We start from the raw sequence: 18,147 nt of genomic DNA, 5'->3' as shown, positions 1-18,147 counted from the left end.
TCATCCTCCTTGAGCTGTCCGGTCTTCCGGACCCGGCTGGACCGCCCGGCCGGCCTGATCCACCGGGTCCGCCTGCCCTGTCCGGCCCGTCTGACCCGTCCGGTTCGCCTGACCCGTCCGGTTCGCTTGGTTCGTCCGGCGGGAGCGGCCGGTCGAGGCCTGCTGCACGTGAACCCAGCGGCCCTGGGACGGGGTGCCCTTGGCCGTGACCCCGAACAGCATGTACCAGCCGGGCGGCACCAGCGCGGGGTTCGACGGGATCGTGACCACGACGCCGCTGGGCACGCGGGTGAAGTCCAGCTTGATGGAGCGCTGCTCGACGTCGGTGACATGGGTGACCGCGCTGGGCCGCATCAGGCGGATCTCCGTGATGCGCGCGGCGTCGGGCGTCTTGAACCCGCCCCGGCCGCCCGGCCTCAGCTCCTGGCGGCCGTCGGTGAACTCCGGCCGCTTCTCCCCGTTGAACAGGTAGGCCGGGCTGTAGACCTCGACCCTCTGCTCGAAGGTGCCGGGCATCGTGCCGGCCCTGTCTCCGAAGAGCGGGTCGGAACCCATGCTGAGCACCCGGCCGTCCGGCAGCAGCAGGCCCTCGGAGTGGTAGTTGCGGCCCACCGAGGGGGCGGCGGCCTCGTGGAAGGTGTTGGTGGCGGGCCGGTAGACCTCCGCCCGCAGCACGTCGCTGCCGCCCCGGCCGCGGTAGTTGCCCGACCCGTGGGAGGAGAAGACCGTGTCGTCGGGCAGCAGGACCGCCGACGGGTAGCGGACGGGGTGGGAGAGGTTCGGGCCGCGCTCGTAGTGGGGGCCGGGGTCCTTGAAGTCGATGATGGCCGTCCGGTCGGTGGCGTTCTTCTGGCCGGGCTGGCGCTCGCCGACCGGGCCGCCGCCCATCACCATGATCCGCTGGTCCTGTGCCGGGGGCAGCAGCACCGAGGCGCCGGTCTCGTTGAGCTCCGGCTCGGGCAGCCCGGGGACGGGGGCGAAAGCCTCCATCTCGTCGGGCGCCTTGCCGCCGGGCGCGCCGGGCGTCCGCACCAGGCGGTCGGTGTCCCGGAGGTAGTCCCAGATGCCCGGCGGGCGCAGCGCGAGCTGGCCGGGGCCGTACCCGGCGTTCATGCCGGAGAAGAAGAGGGTGCCGTCGTCCAGCAGGAACAGCGCCGGGTAGGTGGGGAAGAACCGCCTGGGGCCGGGCGACCAGGTCTTCGTGGCGGGGTCGTAGATCTCGTTGTCCCGGGTGATCTGCCCGACGGTGTCCAGGCCGGAGACCGTCATCACCTTCCCGTCGGGCAGGGCGGTCATGGTGGGGTACCAGCGGCCCTCGGCCATGTTCGGGACCCGGATGTAGCGCTCGGCGACCGGGTCGAACTCGAAGGCGTCCCTGATGCCCTGGTAGTCCTGCTTGTCCATGGTCATGGCGCCACCCATGGCGTACAGGTCACGCCGCTCGCGGCGGGTCAGCCCCTGGATCTCGTACTTGACCATGCGGCCACCGGTGTCGAGCAGGCCGGGCGCGCCCTCGACGGTGGCCTCGGCGAAGACCTTGGTCTCGCTGGGCCTGACCCGGACCCGGCCGGGCACACCGGTCTCGGTCTTCGTGGCGGGCGGCACCGTGACGGCCGCGGTGGTGCGGTAGAGCCGCCCGCCGGGTTCTGCGACCAGCGTGCCTGCGCGCAGCACGCGGGGCCCGGCGTCGGGATTCTCGTTCTTGATCACCAGGGCGCCGCCGGCCCGCTTCACCTTGCTCTTGAGCACCTCGAAGCGGAGGGTGCCGCCGGCGATGAGGAGGTTGCCGTTCGGCAGGAACACGTGCCCCGAGCAGAAGAGGTCCACCGGCGTCGGCACCAGCTTGAACTCCCCCGGCCGCCCGGGTCTGGACGGGTCCCAGATGACGGTCTTGAAGGTGCCCTTGTCGAAGTTGGCGGCGTTGTTGCCCGACCCGGCGACGATGAGCACCTTGCCGGTGCGCAGCAGCGCCGCGTGGATGGCGTTGACCTTGTACTCGTCGGGGATGTCGAGCAGATCCCAGTGGCCGTTGCGCGCCTTGTAGTCATCGGTGTTGATCTTGTAGTCGTGCCACCGCCGGGAGGCGAACCCGGCCATGGCGGGGACGTTCACCCCCAGCACCGCGGTCACCACGGCGGCGGCGATGAGGTTCTTGCGCAGACGGCTCAACGGGCACCCCGGCTGTTCCAGGCCCAGGTGGCCACGGGCCCCAGGCAGATCACGAGGGCGAGGACCGCCCACAGGGTCATGACCAGGTGCACGTGACCGGTCCAGACGGCGGCGAGCAGCAGCCCGGCGCCGAAGATCAGCGCCCACCACAGGTGGATGCGGAAGGTGGCGAGCCGGTCGGGGCTGGCCGAGTCGCCCTTGGGGGTGACCACGAACCTGCTCGGCCGGCGCAGCGCGGCCCCGATCAGCGACGCCACGTAGATGGGGGCCGACAGCGCCGACATCACCATCCCGGCCACCCCGGAGGAGCCTTCCGGCTCGTGCGGGCTGACGTTGTGCCGCCGGTTCCAGGTGTAGAGCATGACCTGCAGCAGGGCCGCGTCGCCGTACAGCATCAGCCACACGTCCATCGGCACGATCACGCCCGAGCCGCCGACGGCCATGAACAGGGTCGCGCTGAGTCCGGCCAGCAGCCAGTTGAGCGCGGACATCGGATAGAACGTCACCATCAGCGTGTAGTTGAACAGCCGTCCCGGCGACAGCTGGAAGACCGCCTTCCAGAACTGGGTGAGCAGCGTCTCGTAGGTGCCCCGGCTCCAGCGCAGCTGCTGGCTGAAGAAGTCGGTCCACGACGACGGGCCCTCCCCCACGGCGAGCACGTCGGGGGTGTAGACCGACATCCAGCGCTCGCCCGTCTCGGGGTCGCGGGAGCGGTGGAACTCGATGCCGGTGGCCATGTCCTCGGTGATCGAGTCGTACAGCCCGCCGATCCGCTTGATCGCCCTGATCCGCACGGCGTTGTTGGTGCCGACGAACATCGGCGCGCCGTACCGGTTGCCGGCCCGCTGGATGAGGGAGTGGAACAGGAACTGCTGGCTCTCGGCGGCCTTGGTGACCGCCGAGGTGTAGTTGCCGTAGACCTGCGGCCCGACGACGAAGGCCACCCGGGGGTCGCGGAAGTAGCCGAGCATGCGCTCGCAGAACTCCGGAAGCGGAACGTGGTCGGTGTCGACCGAGACGAAGAAGTCGTAGTCGTCGCCGTGCGCGTCCAGCCAGCTGTTGTAGTTGCCGTGCTTGGTCTTCGCCCGGAAGGCCCCCTTGGGCTGGTTCCAGTGGGGCACGCCTCTGCGGCTGAAGTGGCGGACGCCCATCCACTCGCACATCTCGCGGATCTCCGGGTCGTCGCCCTCGTCCAGGAGCCATACGTGGAGGACGCCGTCGTGGCGGACCCGCAGGGCGGCGGCCAGGGTCTCCCGGACCATCTCCAGCGGCTCCTTGCCGGGCACGCAGGTGGTGATGAAGGCCACCCGGGTGCCCGGCTCGGGCGCGACCGGGACGGGGTCCCTGGCCGCCAGCATGGCGTGCACGTTGGAGATCACGCTGACCAGGCGGAAGATCTCGATCAGCGCGATCATGACCAGCATGGCCCTGTCCGCGGCCGGCACGTACCACGGGAGCGTGCCGTAGGGGTCGGGGCGGACCGTCCAGTGGGCGGGCAGCAGCAGCCACACCATCATCGTGAACTCCACGATGAGCGCGGCCGTCATCAGCAGCACGGCCCGCACCCGGTGCGGCTCGGCGGCCAGCATCGACCGGTAGCGCACCCGGTACGGCAGGCCCGGCTCAGGCTCGGTCACCGGCCCGGCGAGCCTGCTGAACCGCTCGTAGTCGTAGAGGATGATCTTCGTGGGTTCGACCGGGCGCATCGCCCCGGCCGTCCCCCGCCCAGCCCTCCGCCCGGCCGCCCTCATCAGTCCGGCCGCCTCATCGCGGGCACAACGAAGCGCCGCACTGTCCCCCCAGGCTGGTTCGCATCGGCCGCGCGCACAGCGCCGTCAGGCCGGATCGAAGATCGGTAAACAGGGGGACATCATATTGCGATCAGCAGCCCGAAACCCGTCTTCTTCCTTCTGTAGGGGGATTTTCCGCCTTGATCTAGGTATTTCAGGTCGACCCTCGGCCTCCGCGGGCCGAGCGGTCAGCGGGGACCGTACAGCCGGCGGGACCGTACGATCAGCGGGGGCCGAACATCTCCCACCAGCTCTCCACCAGCGGGACGTCGTCCACGTCGATCCGGTCCCCCGGCCGCGGGACGGCGATGCCGACGCCCCGGGCCTTGCTCTCCCGCCAGAGACGGTCGACCGGCTCGGCCCACGCGTGGAACGCCAGGTTGAACGTCGCCCAGTGGACGGGCAGGAACAGCCGCCCGCCCAGGTCCAGGTGGGCGGCGACCGCCTCCTCCGGCGTCATGTGGATGTCGGGCCAGGCGGGGCTGTAGGCGCCGATCGGCATGAGCGTCAGGTCGAAGGGGCCGTGCGCCGCGCCGATCTTCGCGTAGCCGTCGAAGTAGCCCGAGTCACCGGCGTAGAAGACCCGGCGGTTCTCGCCGATGACCGCCCACGACCCCCACAGGGTGTCGTTGCGGGTGAGCGTGCGCCCGGAGAAGTGCCGGGCGGCGGTGGAGACGAACCGCAGCCCCGCGACGCTCGCCTCCTCCTCCCAGTCGAGCTCGACGATCCGCGGCGCGGGCACGCCCCAGCGCTCCAGGTGGGCGCCGATGCCGAGCGGGACCAGGAACGGCGCGGTGTGCGACGCGGTGAGCGCGCGGACCGTCGCCCGGTCGAGGTGGTCGTAGTGGTCGTGGGAGATCACGATCGCGTCGACCGGCGGCAGGCTCTCCATCGGGGCCGGCATCGGGTGCAGCCGCCGCGGGCCGACCAGCCGGGACGGCGACACCCGGTCGCTCCACACGGGGTCGAACAGGACCCGCCGTCCCTCGATCTCCACCAGCGTGGTGGCGTGGCCGTACCAGACGGCGCTCAGGCCGTTCTCCGACGGCGGTACGGCCGGCGACGCCACCAGGGGCACCGGCGCGCTCGGCCGCCGCCCGTCACCGTCGGCGACCATCTCCCTGAGCATCTCCGGGAAGCTGCTCGGCTGCGGGGTGTACGTGCTCGGCACGGGGTTATGGAAGGCGCCGTCGCGGAACCGCGGCGAGCGCCGCATCCGCTCCAGCCGCTCCCCCCTGGCCCGGCCGCCCAGCTCGGACGGTACCTCCCTGACCGCCCACCCGAGCGCGGCCAGTGCCAACCCGCCCGCGACGAGCTTCCCGGCCGATCCTCTTCCCGCCATCGGTCACCACTTCCTGGAATGTGCCTGGTATGTCTTTCGGGGTTATTTTTCCGCTTCGCCGTACGGGGCCCGGCAGGGGTCGGCCTCCCGCGTCCGATGAGTGGACGGGCCGACCGGTCGAGGCCATGGCGGCGTCAGCGGCCGGATGCCGAGCGCCTCCGCCGGAGGCGGCCTGCCCGGGTGGTCGAGCCGGCGTCGTCCGGGCGGCTCCGGCTCCGAATGCGCATCGGGACGGCTCCGGTCACATGACAACGACTCCATCCATTCATGTTGACATCAAGTATCTTGACATCAAGGTTAATGTCGTGCAAGCTCTCCCGGGTCTCTTGACGTCAAGAGAAATTCGTTGCGGCATGGAGGTCGGGGATGCGGCGGAGCATGGGAGGCCGGGAGAGCCGGCGGGGTAAAACCGGTCTGCTCGCGCAACTGCGCCGTCCGCCGGGCGGCGGTGACGCCCGGACCATGCTCCTCGCCCAGTTCCTGGACAGGACCGGATCGGGAGTGTGGAGCGCGTCCTCGGTCCTGTACTTCACCTTCGTGGCCGGGCTGGACGCCGGGCGGCTGGGCCTGCTGCTGAGCGCGGCCGGGGTGATGGGCATCGCCGGCTCGCCGCTGGCGGGCCGCCTGGCCGGACGCTTCCCGGTGCGCTCGCTGCTGATCGGCTGTCACCTCCTCCGTATCGTGACCCTCTGCCTGATGCTCGTGTGCACCGGCTTCGAGGTGCTGCTGCCCGTGGTCGCCGCCACCTACGTGGCCGATCGGGCGGCCAAGACGTTGGAGATGCTCTTCGCCACACGGGTGGCCGGCGAGCGGTGCTCCACCTACCGGGCGCTGTCGCGCAGCGCGGCGAACGCCGGCTACGCGCTCGGTGCGGGCATCTCCGCGATCGGTCTCGCCGTGGGAACCCACGGCGCCTACCACGCCCTGATTCTGTGCGACGCGCTGTCGTTCCTCGCGGCTGCGGTACTGGTGTGGCGTACCCGGGAGCCGCGCGGCCCGGAACACGCGGCGGCGCGTCCGGACGGCGCGGCCACGGCGGGTACGCCGAGCCCGTGGCGGGACCGCGGGTATCTGCTGTTCGTGCTGCTCGACGTGCCGATGAATCTGGACGACTCGATTCTCAACGTCGGGCTGCCGCTGTGGCTGGTCGGCCACACCGCGGCGCCGCACGCCCTCGTCCCCGCCTTCCTCGTGATCAATACCGTGCTCGTCGTCGTCCTGCAGATCCACGTGTCGGCGAGGATCGAGGAGCCGCGCCGGGCCGCGGCGGCGGTGGCCCTGTACGGGCTGACGGTGCTCGCGTGCTGCGCGCTCCTGGCGATCGCCACCGGAGGGAGCGCCTGGACGGCCTCGATCGCCATGCTCGTCGTGGCGGTGCTGATCACCTCGGCGGAGCTGATGCGCTCCACGACTTCCTGGGAACTGGCGGTGTCACTCGCGCCCCAGGAGGCGCGGGCGGCCTACCTTGGTGTGGCCGGCATGTCCCAGGGCGTGCAGAAGTCCGCCGGACCGCTGCTGCTGACCGGCGCGGTGACGGCCGCCGGACCGGTGGGCTGGCTCGCGCTCGGCGCGGCGGTCGCGGGGCTGTCGGCCGTACAGCGGCGCGTCTGCCTCAGGCGGCTGGCCTCCGGGCCTGCGGCGACCGGCGTGCCGGCCACCTCCCCGGCGACCCCTGCCACCTGATCCGAGTCGTCGCCCTCGGCGGCGGTGAACATCGATTCGGCCGGTCCGGCGGACCCCGGGCCCGCGCGACGATCGTCCTTCGCACCTGGCGAAGCACCACCGGCAGGAGACTCCCCAGCCTGCCCCTCGGTCGTCCCCGGGGGGAACCCGTCAGGACAGATGCCGCTCCACGGTGGCGACCTTGCTCTCCATCCGGCCGCCCTCGCCCGCGCGGATGTCGGCCTTCAGCACGAGGCTGACCCGGCCGCACCGGGCCTCAACCGCCGCGACCGCGTCCCTGACGACCCCCATCACCTGGTCCCAGTCGTCACCCTCGACCGTGGTGAACATCGCGTCCGTACGGTTCGGCAGGCTCGACTCGCGAACCACCCGCACCGCGTCGGCGACGAGCTCGCCGACGTCCTCCCCTACCCCGATCGGCGTCACGCTGAACGCCACCAGCACCGACATGACCTTCTCCTCCCCCGGCGGCGACGCCCTCGGCCCGGCCGGACAGCTCATTCTGCCCACCCGCCCGTGCATGCCCAACCGCGCGGGCGCGGGCCTGCTTCCCCGCGAGGGTGAGAAATCCGGGGCCGTAGATCACCGCAGGTCGGCGCTCACCCGAAGTCCGGTCCTCTTCGAGGGCGAGATCGGTCCGGCCACGTGGTCCGGCGCCGGATGCGACAAATCAACCGCGGCACGGTAGAACACCACCGGAAGCTCCCGGTGGCGACGGATCCGGTCGTGGTGACCGATCCCTCTGTCAGGGGCTTCTCACTGTCAGGGGCTTCTCACGTCGCCGGCCGAACACCGGACTCGCGGTCATGCCGTGACCAGCGGTTCGCCGCTCGGGATGAAAGGCTCGCTGACACCGGAACCCGCCTACGTCGAGGTGGAGCCACCACCTCCGTGCCGACCGCCTTCGGCCGGCAACGGCACCGATCCCGGCCGCCCGCATCCCCCGGACTGAGGAGCCCCCATGGAATTCCAGCCGATCGAGCGCTGCGCACAGGCGTTCCAGCGGTCGGTGACCGCAGAGGAGATCCAGGCGATCTGCCATCGTGTCTTCGGCGCTGACGCCCGTGCCGTCTCCGCCGTCGAACTGGGCCTGGGGATGTACAACACCACCTACCGCGTCACCGTGACCGGGCAGGAGCGACCGGTGATCCTGCGGGTCGCCCCGGAGCCGGAGCGGCAGTTCCGATCCGAGCGGCGACTGATGCGCAACGAGTACGCGAGCCTGCCATGGCTCACGGTGATTGCGCCGCTGATGCCGCAGGTGGTCGCGGCGGACTGGTCACACGAGGTGATCGGCCGGGACTGGATGGTCCAGAGCCTGCTTGACGGCGTGCCCGCCCCGGACCGCCTCGGCGCCTATCCGCGTTCGGCCCGGCCCGGGTTCTTCCGGCAGATGGGGGCGATCGCCAAAGCGGTGCACGCGGTGCGCGGCCCGCACTTCGGCCCCGTCGCGGGTCCGTCGTACATCACCTGGAGTCAGGCGGTGATCGCGTCCCTGCGGGACATCGCCGCCGACCTGGACGACATCGGCTTGGACGCCGCTGACCTGCGCGAGGTGACGGCCCTGGCCGCCGAGCACCACTCACTCCTCGACGAGATCACGGAGCCGCGCATGCTCTCCGGCGACCTGTGGACCGTCAACGTGATGCTGGACGCCACCGCCCCGGAGCCCGTGATCACCGGGGTCCTGGACCTGGACCGGACCTTGTGGGGCGATCCAGCGGCGGACTGGACGATCCGGATGGCGCTGGCCAAGCCCGGCACCGAGCGGGACGCGTTCTGGGACGACGACGGCTACGGCCCGCTGGACCGCTCCCCCTCCGCGGTGTGGCGCTCCCGGATCTACGAGGCCCGCCACATCGGGGCCATCCGCCTGGAGCGTCACCGCCTGGGCAACGCCGGAGACGTCCGCGGCACCTACGACGACCTGGCAGCGGTACTGGCCGAGCTGACCTGACCGCGGCGCCGTCGGCGTGAGGTGCCGGCGGGCGGACGACGCTGCGGCCACCGCGGCCGCGGCGTCGGCCGTCAGGAGACCGAGGTCCGTCTGACCGCGGCGGACAGCCAGACGGTCAGCGCGGCGAGGGCCACGATGGCGATGACGATCAGTGCGGGAAAGTACCAATCCGGGAAAAGAAGCCCGAGATCGACATCGCCAGAGGGATAAAGCACGATCACGTACGTGCCCAACACGGCCAGGACGAGAGTGAGCAGATAGACCACGCCGGCGGCCGTGCACAGCATGAGGCCGCCGGCGGTGGATCGGCGGTTCAGCCGGCCGCCCAGCGCGGCGAGCACGGCGGCCTCGGCGGCGAGGATGAGAGCGATGCCGAGCGTCACCCCCCGCGCCGACGCGATCTCCCCGTCCAGCCGGCTCGGCAGCAGGGGGTTTTCGTGCGGGGAGTCGAGCCCCGTCCGGGCGGCCGACCGGAGCGCGATCAGGGTCACTCCGGCGTACAGCAACGGCGCTGCCAGAGCACACAGCAAAGCGGGCGAGTGTTTCAGGTGCCGCAGGTTCATGATCGATCAGACGGCCGACCCGCACCGAGCGTTCCATGACGGATCATCTCAAGGTGCTTGAGATGATCAGGCGGATCGGCATCCCGGCACGGGCCGTCCTGCCGCCCGCCGTTGAGATCGACCGGAATCCGGCGGAGCGGCAACGCTATGTTCACGGCGCCGGAGTCTCCCGGCCTTCGGTCCGAACGGCCGGCGCGTATCGGTCGGCAGGATCTTCGGCGCCGCCTGACGGTCACCAGGTCACCCAGGCCGCGGTGGCGTCGTCGTGGACCTTGGCGGTGGGGTACGGCGCGCCGTGCTCCAGCTCGGCCGCTCGCACCTCGGCGATGAGCCGGCCGGGCCCGTCGGAGCCGGCGACGGCGACGAGCCGCTCCCACGTCCAGCCGTACGCCTCGACCAGGCGGGTCACGCCGTCGGTGGCCAGCAGCGCGCCCGACACGCCCGCCAGCGGCACCGACCCGGCCCGCGCCTCGTACGCCGCCTCGGGGACGACGGACGCCACCCAGAACCCGCCCGGCCGGTTGCGCAGGCCGCGGACCAGCTCCCGGCTGTACGGCCGCCCGCCCGGCAGGTGATCGAGGCGGTCGTCGTCGACCACGGTGACGGCGCCGCCGGTGTGCCGCAGCACGATCGGCGAGTCGCACAGCACCAGGTGGTCCAGCACGTCGCCGCGACGGCGCAGGACCGCCATCGTCGACGACGGGCTGTCGGGGCTGGTCAGGTCGCAGGCGTTGCCGTGCGCCGCCATCGTGTCCCGGATGGCGGCGGCCACCAGGTCGGGCAGGCCCTCCCGCGGCCCCGTCGCGAGCCGGTGGGCCAGGGCGCCGCCGAGCCGGGCGACCAGCCACGGCACGTCGTGCACGCAGCCGGAGGCGACGCCGGCCGGGGCGGTCGCGCCGTCGAGCACCGCGACCCAGTCGGGGCCGGCGACCACGAAGTCCTCGTTGTGCGGGCGGCCGGGAGCCGCGGCGGTCTCATAGGCGATGCGCATCGGGTGCCGGTCTCCGTCGGTTTCGGGCCCGGCCGCCGAAGCCGCCGGGGACTGTCCCTCGGGGCCTCAGGATCCGCCCGCCGGCGTCTCCGGGGTCGCGGTCGCCGGGTCGTCCCGCCGTACGGTGCCGGGGCGGGTGACCCGCATGATGACGCCGAACTTGTTCGCGTGCTCGGCGATCAGCCATTTCTGCAGCTCGGGCCAGCGCTCCAGGCCGTGCGGGTCCCAGCTCGGCACGGCGCAGCGGATGCACGGCCCGGTGCGGGGGCCGGTCACCGTGAGCTCCGTCTCGCCCGCGGTGATGACGGTCCCCGGACCCCAGTCCTCCTCGGCGAAGGCCGGCGCGTCGAGGTCGAGGTGCAGGTTGGGCCGGAACCGGAGCACGTCCAGCGGCGCGCCCAGTTCCTCCTCCAGCGCCGCGCGGGACGCCTCGCAGGTCACCAGGACGGTCGGCCCGCGGTCCTGCTGGCCGTCGGCGGCGCGCAGGCTCAGCGGGACGCCCAGGGACTCCCGCAGGGCGGCGGTCAGGCCGGGGTCGTCCCAGTGCCAGACGGTGCCGTCGGGCGCGGTCAGCACGGGTCCGTTCGCCGCACCGCTTCCCGTGCCGTCCGGGACGTCCGTACCGGCCGGGAGGATGTCCGCCGCGGGCAGGGCGCCGCTCCAGTGGAGCATCTCGGCGCGCTGCCGTACGGTCAGCACCTTGCCGTCGTGGTGCTCGCGCCCGTCGACCAGCGAGTAGGCGCGGTCCCCGGCCAGGCCGCGCTCGTCGAGGCGCGCTCCTTCGAGCTCCTCGCCGCGCAGCGACTTCACCGGCCACCTGAGGACCCGCTGGACACGACCCCGATACACACTCATGCCACAAAAATACCGATCATAGGTTCATGCAGACACGAACCCCCCGGTCCATCGCGGAGGCCGAGGCGATCCAGGACGAGTTGCGGCCACTGCTGGACCTCACCGGGCCGGGGCCGCGGCGGCCCGCCCTGGTGGCCGGGGTGGACGTGGCCTACGCCGGGGACCGGCTGGCCGCGGCGGTGGCGGTGCTGGACGGCGGCACGCTGGAGGTCGTCGAGCAGGTGGCGGTCGGCGGCCCGGTGGCCTTCGACTACGTCCCCGGCCTGCTGGCCTTCCGGGAACTGCCCGCCCTCCTCGACGCGCTGGGCCGCCTGACCGTCGTCCCCGACCTGGTCGTGTGCGACGGGTACGGCCTGGCCCACCCCCGCCGTTTCGGCCTGGCCTGCCACCTGGGCGTGCTGACCGGCCTGCCGGCGATCGGGGTCGGCAAGACGGCCTTCGTCGGCTCCTACGCCGAGCCCGGCCCGGAGCGGGGCTCGGCGAGCGACCTGACGCTGGACGGCGAGGTGGTCGGCCGCGTGCTGCGCACCCGGGACGGGGTCAAGCCGGTCTTCGTCTCGGTGGGCCACCGTGTCGACCTGGACACGGCCTGCCACAACGTCCTCGCGCTGACCCCCTCCTACCGTCTCCCGGAGACCACCCGCGTCGCCGACCGGCTGTCCCGCCGGGCTCTGGCGGGCCTCTGATCCGGACACCGAAGGAAATGTCGGCTTAGGCTGGTTTGATCCTTCAGCGTGATGAGACCTTCAGCGTGATGAGATGGGACCGGAATGTGAGTGACGACGGGTGGAGCGGCGACGTCGGCGTCTGGCGTGACACGAACCTGGAGGAGATCAGGGCGCGCCTGGCGAGCGGGTTCGACCCCGGGCGGCGGCTCTTCTGGCTGCGCTCGACGCCGCTGCACCAGGCGGCCCAGGAGGGCGCGACGCAGGTGATCGAGCTGCTGCTCGCCGCGGGCGCCGAGGTCGATCCCGCCGACCGGTACGGCGCGACCCCGCTGTGGGAGGCCGTACGGCACGGCCAGGAGGACGCCGTCCGGACGCTGCTGGACGCGGGCGCCGACCCGTGGCGGCCGTGCATCGCCGGGCGCTCCCCCGGTGTGCAGGCCCTCTTCACCGAACTGGCCGACATGTTCGCCGGACTGCCCGGGGCGCCGCACATCGGGCACCGGCTGCGCGACCTCCAGGAGACCGTCGACGAGATGATGTTCTCCTACGAGGACTACGCCGAGGGCTTCTGCCTGGCCTTCGTCGGCGGGGTGAGCGAGGAGGAGGTCGTCCGGCGCCTGGGGTCCTCCCCCGGTCTGTGCCCGCCGGTGGCGGCCGGCGCGCTGCGGGAGGCGGAGCTGGCCCGCGGCGGCGAGGTGCTGCGGGTGGCCTGCCCGCCCGGCGGCGGGGTGGTGCTCGCCCAGTCCGACGGCTCCCTGCCGGTGCGGGACGGCGTCGCCCGGATGGTCACCGCCGGGGGCGGCGTGCTGGCCGGGGCCTTCCCCGACTGCGGCTCCTCGGTGGACATCTGGCGCGACGGGTTCAACGTCGGGCGGCCCTCCGTCTACGACCAGCTCAGCGACGACAGCCCGCTGGAGCTGTGGATGTGCCACTTCGGCGACTGCGGCGCGCACCCCTCGACCTCCGCCGAGCGGATCCTGGCGCTGATGACCCTGCTGACCGGCGTCTACGTCACCGAGGAGTGGCTCTGGAGCGCGCCGATGCGGCTGGTCCCCGTCGCGTCGGCGGCCTGACGGGCCGCCGGCGCGGCGGGCGGCGCGGGGCCGGATCCCAGGCGGGCGCGGAGCCGGGCCCCGGGCGGGCGCGAGGCCGGGTCCCGGGTGGGATCTCCGGGCGGCGCGGCGTTCGCGTTCGGGACAGGCGGGCGTGAGGCCGGGTCGGTAGAGTCGGACGACCATGGAAAAGCACACGATCACCGCGACGTGGGATGAGATCCCCGAGGACGCCGACGATCTCGCCCTGGTCGGGGGCGGCTACCGGACCTATCTCTGCTTCTGCGGCAAGCGGCTTCCCGACCGGGCCTCGGCCGAGCTGCACGCCCTGGAGACGCAGCAGTGCACCGCCTGCCTGGGCTCCACCACCGAGGACGTCGTGCCGGGCTACTCGCAGACGTGCACGGCCTGCGCCGGCACCGGCCGCCGCAAGGTCCAGGTCACCTGGAACCTCGCCTACGCCGAGGCCGAGAGGATGATCACCCCCGACGTCGTCCGCACGATCATCGCGCCGATGCGGGAGCCGTTCCGCCTGTCGCAGGTGGCCGACGCCGTCCGCGACGCCCTGGGCCTTCCGGTGGGCCGCCTGCCGGTGGGCCCACGGGTCCGGGAGATCCTCCGCCGGCTGGAGGCGGCGGGTGAGCTCATCCTGGTCTCGGCCCCCGACGAGCTGCTGCGCGGGCCCTCGGTCGTGCTCTACCGCGACCCCTACTGGCAGCACGCCTCGGGCTGATCGGGCCCGGCCGCGTCCGGGCCCGATCCGCCCGCCCGGATCCGCGGCCGGCCGCGCCCCGCACGTGCCTCCCGGAGCACCGCCGGTTCGTCCTCGCGTTATCGGAATACCCGATAGGGGTACCCCGTTCCATGGATCGCGGGCCGGCCGGTTCGCGATCCCGGAGGAAGGGAAGAGACGACGAGCATGGACCACATGGACCACATGGACCACATGGACCACATGGACCACACGGACCACACCGGCCATGACGGCGGCGCGCACCCGCACGGCGGCGTCCGCCCCGGCGGGCACGACCACGCCGGCACCGGCTCCGGCGGGCACGACGGCTCCCAGGGCGGCCCTCACGACCACGGCCACGCCCGCGGTGACGCCTCCTGGCGCACCGCCGTACAGGCGACCCTGCACTGCCTGACCGGCTGCGCCATCGGCGAGGTCCTGGGGATGGTCATCGGGACCGCGGCCGGGCTGCACTCGGGCGCCACCGTGGCGCTGTCGGTCGCGCTGGCCTTCGTCTTCGGCTACGCGCTCACCATGCGCGGCATGCTCGCGGCCGGGCTGGGCCTTCGCCGGGCGCTGAAGGTGGCGCTGGCCGCCGACACCGTGTCCATCGTGGTCATGGAGATCATCGACAACACCGTGATGGTCGCCGTCCCCGGGGCCATGGACGCGGGCCTGACCACCGTGCTGTTCTGGGCGTCGCTGGCCTTCTCCCTCGCCCTGGCCTTCGTGGTGACGGTGCCGGTCAACCGCTGGATGATCGCCCGCGGCCGGGGGCACGCCGTCGCCCACGCCCACCACCACTGACGGCGCGAGGCGGGACGTCCCGATCCGGACGGGCCGCACGCGGCCACGCCCCGCCTTCCCCGTCCGGCCGCGCGGCCAGGCCGGGACACCGTTTCCCGGCGTTTCCGTCACAAGGCTTATCGGAAAGATTATTAACTATTAATCTGCCGGTGTGGACCTGGAAGTACGTCATCTACGCGCGATATGTGCGATCGCCGACTCGGGCAGCATCTCCAAGGCGGCGACCACGCTGAAGATGTCCCAGCCGGCGCTCGCCACGCAGCTGCGGCGCATCGAGCGGATGTTCGGCGGACCGCTGTTCGAGCGGGGCCGGGACGGAGCCCGGCCCACCCAGCTCGGCGCCTGGGTGCTGGTGCGCTCGCGCTCGCTGCTGCCCGCCTTCGACGAGCTGCGCCGGGACGGCATGCGCTACGCCGGGCAGGCCGCCGAGCGGATCACGGTCCGGGTGGGCTGCATGTCCAGCCACCTGGCGATCAACGTCATCAAGTGCCTCGGGGAGCTCCTGCCCGGCGCCGACGTCGTCGTCCGCACCGAGGAGGCCATGGACCTGCTGCCGGGGCTGCTGGAGTCCGAGCGGCTGGAGCTGGCCACCCTCGGCGACTACCCGGGGCACGAGCTGTCGCCGCCCCCGGGCGTGCGGTACGCGGGCGTCGCCGTCGAGCCGATCTTCGTCGGGCTGGCCGAGTCCCACCCCCTCGCCCGGCGGGAGGAGATCGAGCTGCGCGATCTCGCGGCCGAGGACTGGAGCCTGCACGCGCTGGCCGAGACCGGGCACCGGGAGCACTTCTGGGCGGCCTGCGCCGGGCAGGGCTTCACGCCGCAGATCGCCTACTCCGCCGATCTCGGCCTCGCCCTCGACCTCATCGCCTCGGCCCGGTGCGTGGGGATGTTCCAGGCGACGAGCAAGGGCTACCCCGGGATCGCCATCCGGCCCCTCACCGGGACCCCGCTGCGCTTCCGCCACATGATCGGATGGACCGAACTGGGTCCGGTGGCCCCGCACTCCGCCGCGCTCGTCCAGGCGGTCACCGCCGCCTACTGGGCCGAGGTGGGCCGCTCCCCGGTCTACGCCGCGTGGCTGGACCGCCACGGCCCGCTCGCCTCGCTGACCTGAGGTTCATCCGTCCCGCCTTCCCCATATGGCCGGGTTATGCAATTTCGTGGGGTACTCGGCCCGCTGCGGCGATGTCAGTTTTGGTCCAGCCCGAACCGTCGGAACGCCTCCCGGCGGGGCTCCCGCCCCCGCGGGGCCCGCCACCGGGCGTCCCGGGCTCCTCGTGTCCCTCCACCCCCCAGGGGAAACCGAGAAGGAGTCACCCCGCGTGAATTCCAAGGCCAAACTGGGCGCGGTCGCCGTACTGGCGACCGTCGCCATGACCACGGGCCCGGCGGCGAGCGCCGCCGTCCCCGCCGCCGCCGCGCAGGCGGTCCCCGCCGCCCGCACCGCGCCCGCCGACCCGCCGGCGTTCGCGCCGCCCGGCCCCGAGGCGCGCAGGCGCGCGGCCGCCAGCGCCGCCGACGCCCTCTCCGCCAGGTCCGGTTCGCTGTTCAAGAGCCCCGACGACACCTTCACCCTGTCCAGGACCATCGTCGGAACCCGCGGCCTGCAGTACCTCACCTACGCGCGCACCCACCGCGGGCTGCCGGTCTACGGCGGCGACGTGATCGTCGCCACCGACGGCACGGGCGATCAGGTCGGGTCCGTGGTCTCGGGCCAGCAGGCCGAGATCAAAGTGGACGTGAAGAGCAAGATCGGCGCCGACGCCGCGGCCGCCACCGCCCGCCGCCTGCTGCCGACCGTGGAGAACACCGACACGCCCCGCCTCGTCGTCCACGCCGCCGGCCCGCGGCCCCGTACGGCGTGGGAGGTCGTGGTCACCGGCGCCGCCGCGAACGGCGTCCCGAGCGTGCTGCACGTCTTCGTGGACGCCCGGGACGGCTCGGTCGTCGACTCCTACGACGACGTGCGCGCCGGCACCGGCAACTCCTTCTACAACGGCAACCCGGTGACCATCCAGACCTCCGGCTCCGGCGGCTCCTACTCGATGACCGACGGCACCCGGCCGGGTCTGCGCTGCGGCGGGCAGAACGGCGCCGCCTACACCGGCGCCGACGACTCCTGGGGCAACGGGCGGGGAACCGACCTGGAGACCGCCTGCGTGGACGCGCTGTACGCCGCCCAGCGGGAGTGGGACATGCTGCGCTCCTGGCTGGGCCGCAACGGGTTCAACGGCTCGGGCGGCGCGTACCCGGCCCGGGTCGGGCTGACCGACGTCAACGCCTACTGGAACGGCTCCTACACCAACTTCGGGCGCAACCAGGCCGGCAGCCAGCAGGCCACACCGATGGACGTGGTGGCCCACGAGTTCGGCCACGCGATCTTCCAGTTCTCCGGGTCCGGCGGCGCGGGCAGCGGCAACGAGGCCGGTGGCCTGAACGAGTCGACCGGTGACATCTTCGGCGCGCTGACCGAGCACTTCGCCGCCAACTCCGCCGACCCGCCGGACTACACGGTCGGCGAGGAGGTCAACCTCACCGGCAGCGGCCCGATCCGCAACATGTACAACCCGGGCGCGCTGGGCGACCCGAACTGCTACAGCTCCGCCATCCCCAACACCGAGGTGCACGCGGCGGCAGGCCCGCAGAACCACTGGTTCTACCTGCTGGCCGAGGGCAGCAACCCGGCGGGCAAGCCGTCCAGCCCCGTCTGCTCCGGCCCGTCCCTGACCGGCATCGGCATCCAGAAGGCCGGGCAGATCTTCATGGCCGGGCTGAACAGCAAGACCGCCCCGTGGACGCACGCCAAGGCCCGCGCCGCCACCGTGGCCGCGGCCCGGCAGCTCTTCCCCGGTAGCTGCACCGAGGTCAACGCGGTCAAGGCCGCCTGGTCCGCCGTCAGCGTCCCGGCGCAGGGCGGCGAGCCGACCTGCACCCCGAACCCGACCGGCAACGACTTCTCGGTCACGGTGAGCCCGTCCTCGGCCACGGTGCAGCCCGGCGGGTCGGCGACCGCGACGCTGTCCACCCAGGTGACCTCCGGGAACGCGCAGACCATCACGCTGAGCGCCTCGGGCCTGCCCTCCGGGGCCACCGCGTCCTTCAGCCCGGCCTCCATCAGCTCCGGCCAGTCCGCCACCGTCACGGTCGCCACCTCGGCGAACACCCCGGCGGGGACATACCCGGTCACCCTCACCGCGACCGGTGCGGACGCCGCTCACGCGGCGCAGCTCACCCTCACCGTCGGCGGCGACGGCCAGGGCGGCGGCACCTGGGCGGCCTGGACCTCCTACGCCGTGGGCGACACGGTGACCTACAACGGCATCGGCTACCGGTGCCTGCAGGCGCACACCTCGGTGCCCGGCTGGGAGCCGCCGAACGTCCCGGCGCTGTGGCAGCGGACCTGACCCGCTGACGGCTCCGCGACCCGGTACGGCGGGCGGCCACGGCCGCCCGCCGTACCCGTTCCTCCTCTCCTCCGCTCACGGGTTCTCCGCCGTGACCTGCCCGGATGGTCGGTATGGTGAATGACCTGACGAA

At 72.6% G+C, this 18,147-nt stretch carries 15 protein-coding genes; 8 read left to right on the top strand and 7 right to left on the bottom strand.

Annotated features, from left to right (window positions below; all coding sequences use genetic code 11):
- The 3 genes from glxA to IEZ10_RS36085 form a co-directional block, all read right to left on the bottom strand.
- Positions 1-2,169 (bottom strand): radical copper oxidase GlxA, encoded by a 2,169-nt coding sequence (gene glxA, locus IEZ10_RS36095; RefSeq protein WP_229812009.1) that lies wholly within the window; start codon positions 2,167-2,169, stop codon positions 1-3.
- Positions 2,166-3,875, bottom strand: a complete 1,710-nt coding sequence (locus IEZ10_RS36090) for a glycosyltransferase family 2 protein (protein WP_229812008.1) — start codon at positions 3,873-3,875, stop codon at positions 2,166-2,168. The genes glxA and IEZ10_RS36090 overlap by 4 nt, the downstream gene beginning before the upstream one ends.
- 307 nt (positions 3,876-4,182) lie before the next feature.
- Positions 4,183-5,301 (bottom strand): MBL fold metallo-hydrolase, encoded by a 1,119-nt coding sequence (locus tag IEZ10_RS36085; RefSeq protein WP_189251003.1) that lies wholly within the window; start codon positions 5,299-5,301, stop codon positions 4,183-4,185.
- 366 nt (positions 5,302-5,667) lie between these two features.
- On the opposite strand from IEZ10_RS36085, the gene IEZ10_RS36080 reads away from it, so the two are divergent.
- A complete protein-coding gene (locus IEZ10_RS36080; protein ID WP_229812007.1) occupies positions 5,668-6,984 on the top strand; it encodes an MFS transporter in 1,317 nt (438 codons plus the stop codon).
- A 150-nt stretch (positions 6,985-7,134) separates the two neighbouring features.
- On the opposite strand, the gene IEZ10_RS36075 is transcribed toward IEZ10_RS36080, so the two are convergent.
- Entirely contained in the window at positions 7,135-7,434 is a 300-nt protein-coding gene (locus tag IEZ10_RS36075; RefSeq protein ID WP_268246415.1) for an MTH1187 family thiamine-binding protein, read from the bottom strand.
- A 511-nt stretch (positions 7,435-7,945) separates the two neighbouring features.
- Between IEZ10_RS36075 and IEZ10_RS36070 the strand changes: the two genes are divergently transcribed.
- Complete coding sequence (locus tag IEZ10_RS36070; RefSeq protein WP_189251002.1) at positions 7,946-8,941, top strand: phosphotransferase family protein; 996 nt, start codon at positions 7,946-7,948, stop codon at positions 8,939-8,941.
- 71 nt (positions 8,942-9,012) lie between these two features.
- Here IEZ10_RS36070 and IEZ10_RS36065 read toward each other — a convergent pair whose 3' ends face one another.
- The 3 genes from IEZ10_RS36065 to IEZ10_RS36055 all read right to left on the bottom strand — a co-directional run bounded on the left by IEZ10_RS36065 (position 9,013) and on the right by IEZ10_RS36055 (position 11,350).
- Entirely contained in the window at positions 9,013-9,504 is a 492-nt protein-coding gene (locus IEZ10_RS36065) for a hypothetical protein (RefSeq protein ID WP_189251001.1), read from the bottom strand.
- A gap of 232 nt (positions 9,505-9,736) precedes the next feature.
- Positions 9,737-10,495, bottom strand: coding sequence for a protein phosphatase 2C domain-containing protein (locus tag IEZ10_RS36060; protein ID WP_189251000.1), 759 nt, complete (start codon positions 10,493-10,495; stop codon positions 9,737-9,739).
- Between the two features lie 66 nt (positions 10,496-10,561).
- On the bottom strand, positions 10,562-11,350 hold the full coding sequence (locus IEZ10_RS36055) for an MOSC domain-containing protein (RefSeq protein ID WP_189250999.1): 789 nt from the start codon (positions 11,348-11,350) through the stop codon (positions 10,562-10,564).
- A gap of 26 nt (positions 11,351-11,376) precedes the next feature.
- Between IEZ10_RS36055 and IEZ10_RS36050 the strand changes: the two genes are divergently transcribed.
- The 6 genes from IEZ10_RS36050 (at position 11,377) to IEZ10_RS36025 (ending at position 18,014) form a co-directional block, all read left to right on the top strand.
- Entirely contained in the window at positions 11,377-12,036 is a 660-nt protein-coding gene (locus IEZ10_RS36050) for an endonuclease V (RefSeq protein ID WP_189250998.1), read from the top strand.
- Between the two features lie 86 nt (positions 12,037-12,122).
- On the top strand, positions 12,123-13,091 hold the full coding sequence (locus IEZ10_RS36045; protein ID WP_189250997.1) for an ankyrin repeat domain-containing protein: 969 nt from the start codon (positions 12,123-12,125) through the stop codon (positions 13,089-13,091).
- A gap of 163 nt (positions 13,092-13,254) precedes the next feature.
- The gene (locus IEZ10_RS36040; RefSeq protein WP_189250996.1) at positions 13,255-13,803 is read left to right on the top strand and encodes a hypothetical protein; all 549 of its coding nucleotides are present in this window, start codon (positions 13,255-13,257) and stop codon (positions 13,801-13,803) included.
- A 195-nt stretch (positions 13,804-13,998) separates the two neighbouring features.
- Complete coding sequence (locus IEZ10_RS36035) at positions 13,999-14,610, top strand: DUF4396 domain-containing protein (RefSeq protein WP_229812006.1); 612 nt, start codon at positions 13,999-14,001, stop codon at positions 14,608-14,610.
- A 151-nt stretch (positions 14,611-14,761) separates the two neighbouring features.
- Entirely contained in the window at positions 14,762-15,724 is a 963-nt protein-coding gene (locus IEZ10_RS36030) for a LysR family transcriptional regulator (RefSeq protein ID WP_189250995.1), read from the top strand.
- A gap of 208 nt (positions 15,725-15,932) precedes the next feature.
- Complete coding sequence (locus IEZ10_RS36025; protein ID WP_229812005.1) at positions 15,933-18,014, top strand: M4 family metallopeptidase; 2,082 nt, start codon at positions 15,933-15,935, stop codon at positions 18,012-18,014.
- Positions 18,015-18,147 lie beyond the last annotated feature (133 nt).

The sequence above is a fragment of the Streptosporangium pseudovulgare genome, from assembly GCF_014648055.1.
Classification (GTDB): domain Bacteria; phylum Actinomycetota; class Actinomycetes; order Streptosporangiales; family Streptosporangiaceae; genus Streptosporangium; species Streptosporangium pseudovulgare.
Note: the sequence above shows the minus strand (reverse complement) of the source record. Positions and strands in the feature narration are given on the sequence as shown.

Coding starts and splice junctions, on each gene's coding strand:
- IEZ10_RS36050 (WP_189250998.1), top strand. CDS start 11,377: ATGCAGACACGAACCCCCCGGTCCATCGCGGAGGCCGAGGCGATCCAG.
- IEZ10_RS36075 (WP_268246415.1), bottom strand. CDS start 7,434: ATGTCGGTGCTGGTGGCGTTCAGCGTGACGCCGATCGGGGTAGGGGAG.
- IEZ10_RS36070 (WP_189251002.1), top strand. CDS start 7,946: ATGGAATTCCAGCCGATCGAGCGCTGCGCACAGGCGTTCCAGCGGTCG.
- IEZ10_RS36090 (WP_229812008.1), bottom strand. CDS start 3,875: ATGCGCCCGGTCGAACCCACGAAGATCATCCTCTACGACTACGAGCGG.
- IEZ10_RS36060 (WP_189251000.1), bottom strand. CDS start 10,495: ATGCGCATCGCCTATGAGACCGCCGCGGCTCCCGGCCGCCCGCACAAC.
- IEZ10_RS36035 (WP_229812006.1), top strand. CDS start 13,999: ATGGACCACATGGACCACATGGACCACATGGACCACACGGACCACACC.
- IEZ10_RS36085 (WP_189251003.1), bottom strand. CDS start 5,301: ATGGCGGGAAGAGGATCGGCCGGGAAGCTCGTCGCGGGCGGGTTGGCA.
- IEZ10_RS36065 (WP_189251001.1), bottom strand. CDS start 9,504: ATGAACCTGCGGCACCTGAAACACTCGCCCGCTTTGCTGTGTGCTCTG.
- IEZ10_RS36055 (WP_189250999.1), bottom strand. CDS start 11,350: ATGAGTGTGTATCGGGGTCGTGTCCAGCGGGTCCTCAGGTGGCCGGTG.
- IEZ10_RS36040 (WP_189250996.1), top strand. CDS start 13,255: ATGGAAAAGCACACGATCACCGCGACGTGGGATGAGATCCCCGAGGAC.
- IEZ10_RS36080 (WP_229812007.1), top strand. CDS start 5,668: ATGCGGCGGAGCATGGGAGGCCGGGAGAGCCGGCGGGGTAAAACCGGT.